The 8,244-nt window shown below is 75.3% G+C and carries 9 protein-coding genes; 7 read left to right on the top strand and 2 right to left on the bottom strand.

The genetic code is table 11. The features are described 5' to 3' along the window. Both FA014_RS16165 and FA014_RS16160 read right to left on the bottom strand, forming a co-directional pair. Positions 1–280: hypothetical protein (locus FA014_RS16165; protein WP_419178417.1), on the bottom strand; the 280-nt coding region annotated here is incomplete at its 3' end. A 169-nt stretch (positions 281–449) separates the two neighbouring features. Continuing rightward, positions 450–833, bottom strand: coding sequence for a phage holin family protein (locus FA014_RS16160; protein WP_154730675.1), 384 nt, complete (start codon positions 831–833; stop codon positions 450–452). Between the two features lie 113 nt (positions 834–946). Between FA014_RS16160 and hisC the strand changes: the two genes are divergently transcribed. The 7 genes from hisC to FA014_RS16125 form a co-directional block, all read left to right on the top strand. Continuing rightward, positions 947–2,011: a histidinol-phosphate transaminase gene (gene hisC, locus FA014_RS16155; protein ID WP_154730674.1), complete on the top strand. Its 1,065-nt coding sequence runs from the start codon at positions 947–949 to the stop codon at positions 2,009–2,011. A gap of 113 nt (positions 2,012–2,124) precedes the next feature. Next, a complete protein-coding gene (locus FA014_RS16150; RefSeq protein ID WP_230323263.1) occupies positions 2,125–3,360 on the top strand; it encodes a PP2C family protein-serine/threonine phosphatase in 1,236 nt (411 codons plus the stop codon). After that, positions 3,357–4,976: a sensor histidine kinase gene (locus FA014_RS16145; protein WP_154730672.1), complete on the top strand. Its 1,620-nt coding sequence runs from the start codon at positions 3,357–3,359 to the stop codon at positions 4,974–4,976. Before FA014_RS16150 ends, FA014_RS16145 begins: the two co-directional genes overlap by 4 nt. Positions 4,977–4,978: 2 nt before the next feature. Continuing rightward, the gene (locus tag FA014_RS16140) at positions 4,979–5,419 is read left to right on the top strand and encodes a response regulator (RefSeq protein ID WP_154730671.1); all 441 of its coding nucleotides are present in this window, start codon (positions 4,979–4,981) and stop codon (positions 5,417–5,419) included. Between the two features lie 255 nt (positions 5,420–5,674). Then, complete coding sequence (gene pdhA, locus FA014_RS16135) at positions 5,675–6,802, top strand: pyruvate dehydrogenase (acetyl-transferring) E1 component subunit alpha (protein ID WP_154730670.1); 1,128 nt, start codon at positions 5,675–5,677, stop codon at positions 6,800–6,802. A gap of 11 nt (positions 6,803–6,813) precedes the next feature. After that, complete coding sequence (locus tag FA014_RS16130) at positions 6,814–7,791, top strand: alpha-ketoacid dehydrogenase subunit beta (protein WP_222848120.1); 978 nt, start codon at positions 6,814–6,816, stop codon at positions 7,789–7,791. A gap of 78 nt (positions 7,792–7,869) precedes the next feature. After that, positions 7,870–8,244 (top strand): biotin/lipoyl-containing protein (locus FA014_RS16125; protein ID WP_154730668.1); only part of this gene is annotated, 375 nt, incomplete at its 3' end.

Below are 8,244 nucleotides of genomic sequence, written 5' to 3'. Positions count from 1 at the left end.
GCGCGGTGTCCGCGGGCGGCGGCAGCACCGCCTGCACCGCCGGCGCCACGACGTCCTCGGCCACCGGCTGCACGACCGCCCCGACCAGGTCGCCCACCCCGTCGAGCAGCGAGGTGGTCCCGGACGCGGGCGGCGGTGCCTCGTCGGCGGCGGCTGCGGGGGCGAGCGCGACCGCGGCGGCACCGGCGAGCGTCAGCCCGCCCGCCGCGTACAGACCCCGGCGGGCCCACCGCGACGCGAGCGAGCGCGCACGCTGTGCGGCACCCGGTCGCGCTGCCATGGCGACTCCCCCCGAGCCTCCCGCGGGTCCCCCGACGCTGGTGGGCCCTGACCCGTCGACGGTAGGAGCGCCCGGCGGGCCAGGCAACAGATGGGTGCGGGTGATCTTCGCCCGTCCGGGTGACGCGTGGGGCGTGACCTGCGGGGACGCCGGCGCGGCCGGCGGGGGCTCAGCGCTCCCGGCTGCGCGGGATGGCGACGCTCAGCGCGAAGGACACGACCGACACGATCAGCGCGCCGACGAACGCGTCGCCGAAGTCGTCGATCCGCAGGCCCCAGTCGGTCTGCTCGGTGATCCACGCGGTGAGCATGAGCATGAGCGCGTTGACGACCAGCGTGAACAGGCCCAGCGTGAGGATGTACAGCGGGATCGAGATGATGTTGACGATCGGCTTCACGACGGCGTTCACGATGCCGAACACGAGGGCGACGGCCAGGATCACGCCGATGCGCCCCCACGTGGTGTCGGCGCCGATGATGGTGAGGCCCGGCAGCAGCACCTCGGCCAGCCACAGGGCGACGCCGCTGATCAGGACACGCAGCACGAAGCTCATGCGCCGATCCTGCCATCGCCGCCCCCGCACGGGCATCCCCCACCGGGGACGACCGCCCGACCACGTCGTGGCCGCGGGCCCCGGCCGGCACCGGGCGGTGGCATCCTGACCGCGTGAAGCACGTCCCCCTGCGCCCCGCCCTCGCGAGCCTCCCGCCGTACGTCCCCGGCGCCCGGGTCCCGGTCGGCGCCGCCGCGTTCAAGCTCTCGTCGAACGAGAACCCGTACCCGCCGCTGCCGTCCGTCGTGGCGGCGATCGCGGACGGGGCGGTGGACGTGAACCGCTACCCGGACATGTACGCGACCGAGCTCGTCGAGGCCGTCGCGGCGCACCTGGGCGTGCAGGCGGACCAGGTGGTCGCGGGCTGCGGGTCGGTGGCGGTGCTCGGGCACGTGCTCAGCGCGTTCTGCGGGGCCGGCGACGAGGTGGTGCACCCCTGGCGGTCGTTCGAGGCGTACCCGATCGCGGTGACGCTGGCCGGCGCGACGGGCGTCCCGGTCCCCGTCGGCGCGGACGGCCGGCTCGACCTGCCGGCGCTCGCGGCCGCCGTGACCGAGCGGACCCGGGTCGTCCTGGTGTGCACGCCGAACAACCCGACCGGGCCGGCCGTGCACGCCGACGAGCTGGACGCGTTCCTGGCGGCGGTGCCGCGCGACGTGCTGGTGGTGCTGGACGAGGCGTACGTGGAGTTCGTGCGCGACCCGCAGGCCCCCGACGGCCTCGCCGTGCTGGCCGCGCACCCCAACGTGGTCCTGCTCCGCACGTTCTCCAAGGCCTACGGCCTGGCCGGCCTGCGGGTCGGCTTCGCCGTCGCGTCCGCGCGGCTGGCGGCCGGCATCCGCGCCGCCGCCACCCCGTTCGGCGTGTCCCACCTGGCGCAGCTCGCCGGCGTCGCCTCGCTGCGCGCGGAGCACGAGCTGCTGGAGCGGGTCGACGGCATCGTGCGCGAGCGCACCCGGCTGCTCGCCGGGCTGCGGGAGCACGGCTGGGAGGTCCCGGACAGCCAGGCGAACTTCGTGTGGCTGGCGCTCGGCGACGGCACGGCGCGGTTCGCCGAGGCGGCCGCGGCGGCGGGCGTGCTCGTGCGGCCGTTCGCGGGCGACGGCGTCCGGATCAGCGTCGGCGAGCCCGAGGCGACCGACGTCGTCCTGCGGGTCGCACGCGACCTTCGTCACTGACCGGCGCGTCCCGGACGGCGTGCGCGCAGGTCACCGGCGGGACGGGCCTGCCGCTGCCGCCGCGCGCCGGCGGCGCCTCGCCTATGCTGCGACGGACGCAGAGAGGTGGAGGGGTGACCGAGAGCACGACGCCGGGCGTGGCGACGCCGCCCGCGTGGCCCGGCCGCGCCGGTCACCCCGTCGACCCCGTGGACGGCGGCCCGATCGCGCTGCTCCTCGTCGAGGACGACGACGGCGACGCGGTGCTCGTCGAGGAGCACCTGAGCGACGCCGGGCTGGACGTCCGCCTGGTCCGTGCCCGGACGCTCGACGAGGCCACCGCCCGCCTCGACGTCGACTGCGTGCTGCTGGACCTCGGCCTGCCGGACTCGGTGGGCCTCGGCGCGCTGCAGACGCTGCTGGCGGCCGGGGCCCCGGCGGTCGTCGTGCTGACCGGCCGGACCGACACCGAGACGGGCCTGCGGGCGGTCGCCGCGGGCGCGCAGGACTACCTGGTCAAGGGCGAGGTGGACGGCGAGCTGCTCGGCCGGTCCGTGCGGTACGCCGTGCAGCGTCGCCGGCTCCAGGCCGTCGACCGCGAGCTGTACCGGAGCATGGTCCGGGCCGAGGAGACGGTGCGGCTCGAGAGCGCCCTGCTGCCGCGCCCGTCCGTGCGGGACGCGGCCCTGGAGGTGCGGGTCGGCTACCGCGCGGGCCGCGACGGCGTGCTCGGCGGCGACTTCTACGACGTCTTCGAGCGCCCCGACGGCACCGTGCTGGCGATCGTCGGCGACGTGTGCGGCCACGGGCCGGACGAGGCGGCGCTCGGGGCGGTGCTCCGCACGGCGTGGCGCACGCTCGTGCTGGCCGGCACCGCCACCCCCGACCTGCTGCCGCTGCTCGAGCGGGTGCTGGCGTCCGAGCGGACCCGCGACGAGGTGTTCACGACCATGTCGATGGTCGAGGTCGCGCCCGACCGCGCGACCGTCGACCTGTACCTGGCGGGCCACCCGGTCCCGTTCCTGCTGGGCGACCCGGCGGCGGGGCGGCCCTCGGACCTGCTGCCCCGGGAGCTGCGCGGCCGCGCGCTCGGCATCCCGGTCGACGGCGCCTGGCGCCCGAACCGGCTGGAGCTCGGCGACCGGTGGCGGCTGATGATGTACACGGACGGCGTGCTGGAGGCCACCATCGGCGGGACGCAGGAGCGGATCGGCAAGGCCGGGCTGCTGGAGCTGGTGGACGGGGTGCTGGCGGCGGGTGCGGAGGACCCCGTCGCGGAGGTGCTCCGCGAGGTCCGGCGCCGGCACGGCGGCGAGCTGGTCGACGACACGGCCGTCGTCGTGCTCGGCTGGGGCGGGCCGGCGTCGTGACGGCCCCCGCACCGGCCGCCGGCACCGCCGCGCGGCCCCGGACGACGCTGCGCCGCCGCCTCGGCGCGGCCCTCGTGGCGGCCGCCGTCGTGCTCGCGCTCGTGTTCGTCGGGTCCGGGATCGCGCTGTGGCGGATGCTCGACGCCCAGGACCTGGTCACGGAGCGGTACTTCGAGGCCATCACGAGCGCCGAGACCGCCTACACCCAGCTCGTGGACGGGGAGACGGCCGTGCGCGGCTACGCGCTCACCGGCTTCGACGGCACGCTCGAGCCGTACGAGAACGCGCAGGACGCCACCGACGCCTTCGAGGCGGTGGCCGGGAGCAGCACGTCCGCGGCCGTCCGGGAGGCCGCCGCCGCTGCCGTCGTCGCCGCCGAGCGGTGGGACCAGGAGTTCGCGCAGCCGACGATCGCCGCCGTCGCCGAGGGCGGCCCGTCCGCGGTCACCCCGGAGGAGGTCGAGGGCGGGCGCGCGCTGTTCGACGAGGCGCGCACCGCGGTGCAGGAGTACCTCGACGTGCTGCGCGAGCGGCGCGACGGCGCCGCGGCGGACCTGGCCGTGTGGACGCGGGTCGTGATCGGGTCGCTGGTCGCGCTCGTCATCGCCGGCGCCGTGGCGGGCGCCGTGCTGTGGCGGACGCTGCGCTCCTGGATCACGGAGCCGCTGGACGCGCTGGCGGCCGACACCCGCGCCGTGAGCGAGGGCGACCTGCACCACCCGGTGCGGACCGCCGGGCCGGGGGAGATCGCCGACCTCGCGGACGCGGTCGAGCGGATGCGGCTCGGGCTGGTGTCCCAGGTGCAGGCCGTCGAGGCCCAGCGCGCCGAGATCGCCGAGGCGCACGACCGGCTCGCGGACCAGACCGAGGAGCTCCGCCGGTCCAACCGGGACCTGGAGCAGTTCGCCTACGTCGCGTCGCACGACCTCCAGGAGCCCCTGCGCAAGGTCGCGTCGTTCACGCAGCTGCTGCAGAAGCGGTACGGCGGCCAGATGGACGAACGCGCCGACCAGTACATCGCCTTCGCCGTCGACGGCGCGAAGCGCATGCAGCAGCTCATCCAGGACCTGCTCGGGTTCTCCCGGGTCGGCCGGCTGGGCGGCGAGCTGGCGGACGTGCCGCTGGACGAGGCGCTGGGCTCCGCGCTCGACAACCTGGAGCACCTGGTCGAGGAGGCCGGGGCGGTCGTCACGTACGACGCCCTGCCGGTCGTCCGCGGCGAGCGCCCGCTGCTGGTGCAGCTGCTGCAGAACCTGGTCGGCAACGCCATCAAGTTCCGCGACCCCGACCGGGCCCCCGAGGTCAGGATCACCGCCCGGCGGGTGGGAGACTCGTGGGAGCTCGAGTGCCGGGACAACGGGATCGGCATCGACCCGCAGTACGCGGAACGCGTCTTCGTGATCTTCCAGCGGCTGCACCCCAAGGACGTGTACGAGGGCACCGGCATCGGCCTGGCCCTGTGCAAGAAGATCGTCGAGTACCACGGCGGTCGCATCTGGCTCGGCGACGCCGACGGCCCGGGCACCAGCATCCGCTGGACGCTCCCCGCCGTCGCGGAGCCGGAGCCGACCGACCGTCAGGACCAGGACGGCCCCCGGGCCGAGGGATCGGAGTGAACGTGGCACGCAGCGGCAAGGTGATCGACGTCCTGCTCGTCGAGGACGACCCGGGCGACGTCCTGATGACCCGGGAGGCGTTCGAGGACAACAAGGTCGCCAACCGCCTGCAGGTGGTCTCGGACGGCGTGAGCGCGCTGGCGTTCCTGCGCAAGGAGGGCGAGCACGCCGACGCCCCGACGCCGGACCTGGTGCTGCTCGACCTCAACCTCCCGCGCATGGACGGCCGCGAGGTCCTCGAGGCGATGAAGGGCGACGACGCGCTGCGGAGCATCCCGGTCGTCGTGCTGACCACCTCGGAGGCGGAGGAGGACGTCGTGCGGTCCTACTCGCTGCACGCCAACGCGTACGTCACCAAGCCGGTCGACTTCGACCGGTTCATCGAGGTCGTCCGCCAGATCGACGAGTTCTTCGTCGAGGTCGTGCGCCTGCCCCAGCGCTGACCCGCGCGAGCCCCCCGACGGCCCGCCGCCCCCGACCCGGGGCGGCGGGCCGTCGTCGTGCGGCGGGTGCCGGGGCCGTGCGGACGGCGGGTGCCGCGGGGTCGCCGGGGGTTGTCGGGACCCGACAACGGGGGACGGCCCGTCTTGACGCAGCCCGGGCCCCTGGACCTACGGTTGCGTAGCCTACGCTGGCGTAGGTTACGAAAACGGCCCCCGGGAGAACACGGGGGCGTCCCCCAGCCGAAGGAGAACCGCGTGAGCACCAGCGGTCCGCTCACCGACGACGGCCTGGTCCAGCTGCTCACCCCCGCGGGCGAGCGCGTCGACCACCCCGACTACAGCGCCCGGGTCGCGCACCTCGACGCCGACGCCCTGCGCGGCCTGTACCGGGACATGGTCCTGGTCCGCCGCTTCGACACCGAGGCGACCGCGCTGCAGCGCCAGGGCGAGCTCGGCCTGTGGGCGCAGTCGCTCGGGCAGGAGGCGGCGCAGGTCGGCTCCGGCCGCGCGCTGGCGCGCCAGGACTACGTCTTCCCCTCGTACCGCGAGCACGGCGTCGCGCACACCCGGGGCCTGGACCTCACGCAGCTGCTCCAGCTGTTCCGGGGCGTCGACCACGGCGGCTGGGACCCCGAGGAGTTCAACTTCCACCTGTACACGCTGGTGATCGGGTCGCACACCCTGCACGCCACCGGCTACGCGATGGGCGTCCAGCGCGACGGCGCGGTCGGCACCGGCGACCCCGAGCGGGACACCGCGGTCGTCACGTACTTCGGCGACGGCGCGACCGCCCAGGGCGACGTGAACGAGGCGCTGGTGTTCGCCGCGGTGAACAACGCGCCGCTGGTGCTGTTCCTGCAGAACAACCAGTGGGCGATCTCCGAGCCGACCACCCGCCAGGCGCGCGTGCCGCTCGCCGCCCGCGGTCCGGGCTTCGGCGTGCCGAGCGTCCGGGTCGACGGCAACGACGTGCTCGCGACCTACGCCGTGACCGCCGAGGCGCTCGAGCGCGCCCGGTCCGGCGGCGGCCCCACCCTGGTCGAGGCGTTCACCTACCGGATGGGCGCGCACACCACCTCCGACGACCCGTCCCGGTACCGGTCGTCGGCGGAGGAGGACTACTGGCGGCAGCGGGACCCGATCGACCGGCTGGAGAAGCACCTCGCCGCCACCGGCGAGCTGTCCGAGGAGTTCCGGGCCGCCCTGGCCGCCGAGGCCGACGCGCTCGGCGAGAAGATCCGGACCTACGTCCGGTCGCTCGGCCGCCCGGCCACCAGCACGATGTTCGACCACGTGTACGCGACCCCGCACTCCGTGGTGGACGCCGAGCGCGCCTGGTTCGAGCGGTACGAGGCCTCGTTCGCGGGAGGGGAGCACCGGTGAGCACGCAGCGGATGACGTTCGCCAAGGCGATCAACACGGGCCTGCGGGCCGCGCTCGAGCGGGACCCGAAGGTCCTGCTCATGGGCGAGGACATCGGCGCGCTCGGCGGCGTGTTCCGGGTGACCGACGGGCTCGCGAAGGACTTCGGCACCGACCGGGTCGTCGACACCCCGCTCGCGGAGTCCGGCATCGTCGGCACCGCGATCGGCCTCGCGCTGCGCGGCTACCGCCCGGTGTGCGAGATCCAGTTCGACGGGTTCATCTTCCCGGCGTTCGACCAGATCACGACCCAGCTGTCGAAGATGCACTACCGGTCGCGCGGCCGGCTGAACCTCCCGGTCGTCATCCGGGTGCCGTTCGGCGGTGGCATCGGCGCGGTCGAGCACCACAGCGAGTCGCCCGAGGTGCTGTTCGCGCACACCGCCGGCCTGCGCGTGGTCAGCCCGTCCGACCCGCAGGACGCGTACACGATGATCCAGCAGGCCGTCGCCTCGCCGGACCCCGTGATGTTCTTCGAGCCCAAGGGCCGGTACTGGGAGAAGGGCGACGTCGACACCGACGCCGACCCGCTGGCCGCCGACTCCGTCCTGGACGGCGCGCGGGTGCTGCGCCCGGGTACCGACGTCACGCTCGTCGCCCACGGCCCGACCGTCGCCACCGCCCTGCGGGTCGCCGACGCCGCGGCCGCCGAGGGCCGGAGCGTGGAGGTCGTCGACCTGCGCAGCATCTCGCCGCTCGACATCACGACCGTCGCCGCGTCGGTCCGGCGCACCGGCCGGTGCGTCGTCGTGCACGAGGCCCCGGTGCTCTACGGCACCGGCGCCGAGGTCGCCGCCCGGGTCACCGAGGAGTGCTTCTACCACCTCGAGGCGCCCGTGCTCCGGGTCGGCGGGTTCCACACCCCCTACCCCGTGGCCAAGCTGGAGCACGAGTACCTGCCCGGGCTCGACCGCGTCCTGGACGCCGTCGACCGCGTGCTCGCCTCCTGACCGCCGGGCGCGCCGCGCCGCCCCTGCGGCCCGCGCCCCAGCCGACAATCGCCCGCACCACCCCGAGGAGCACCGACCGTGCCGTCCTTCCAGCAGTTCCGCCTCCCCGACGCGGGCGAGGGTCTGACCGAGGCCGAGATCGCCGCCTGGCACGTCGCCGTGGGCGACACCGTCGCCATCAACCAGACGATCGTGGAGATCGAGACCGCGAAGTCGCTGGTCGACCTGCCCAGCCCGTTCGCGGGCGTGGTGACGCGGCTGCTGGTCGAGGAGGGCACGACGGTCGAGGTCGGCACCCCGATCATCGAGATCGACACCGACCCGACCGGCGAGGCGCCCGCGGACGCCGCGCCGGGCGCGGGGCCCGAGGTGCCGGTGCACGGGCCGGCGTCGGACGCCGACCCGGTGCAGGCCGGTGCCCCGGTCGCCCGGCACGCGTCGGCGGCGCCGGCC

It is taken from the genome of Cellulomonas hominis (assembly GCF_005239125.1).
In the GTDB taxonomy this organism is placed as follows: Bacteria; Actinomycetota; Actinomycetes; order Actinomycetales; family Cellulomonadaceae; genus Cellulomonas; species Cellulomonas hominis_A.
Note: the sequence above shows the minus strand (reverse complement) of the source record. Positions and strands in the feature narration are given on the sequence as shown.